Raw genomic sequence first — 702 nt, 5'->3', positions numbered from 1 at the left:
AGAAGCCCATGGCACCATCACCAATGGCTAGGCGCGGTGCATTCATACCTCGCATCTTCAGACTGAGTAAAACCTCACGCCAGCTCTGTGTGGATTCACGCACACCATCTTCAATGGCTAAAAATTGCTTCTGGCCACGATCATTGACACCGATCACGACCAACGCACACAGCTTGGTGTCTTCAGCTCTCAGGCCACTATAAATCCCATCGACCCAAACATACACCCATTGATCACGATCCAGACGTCGTTGACGCCAGGCCTGATAATCTTGTGCTCACTGCTGTTTCAAACGAGCAACCGTACTGGCCGATAAGCCTTATGCTTCAGGCCCCACCAGCATGGTCAAAGCATCATGCATCTCACCTGTGGATATTCCCTTCAAATACAGCCAAGGCAAGGCGGTCTCCAGTGAGCGACTTTTACGCACATACGGTGGAACTAACGCGGAGCGAAACAAAACGGGCTCACCGTCTTTAGATCGAACCTTGGGAACCTGCACCGTGACAGGGCCAATCCCAGTCTGAATCTGCCGCTCAGGGTGATAACCGTTGCGAACCACTGCCTGACGACCATCATTAAGACGACGAGTTTCAAAAGCCTCTAAAAACTCGGTCAACTCAGCCTGAACAGCACGATGGATCAAATCTCTGGCTCCCTGTCTAAGCAACCCGGTCAATGCATCATTTGCATCACTTTGGG

The 702-nt window shown here is 51.4% G+C and carries 1 pseudogene; it reads right to left on the bottom strand.

Going from position 1 to position 702, the window contains the following annotated elements:
• Positions 1–679, bottom strand: a pseudogene (locus tag ACOI06_RS14555) (IS256 family transposase); the annotation flags it as partial.
• Between the last annotated feature and the right edge of the window lie 23 nt (positions 680–702).

The organism is Orrella sp. 11846 (assembly GCF_048820935.1).
GTDB lineage: Bacteria > Pseudomonadota > Gammaproteobacteria > Burkholderiales > Burkholderiaceae_B > Algicoccus.
The sequence above is the reverse complement of the archived record's forward strand: the minus strand, read 5'-3'. Positions and strand labels throughout refer to the sequence as shown.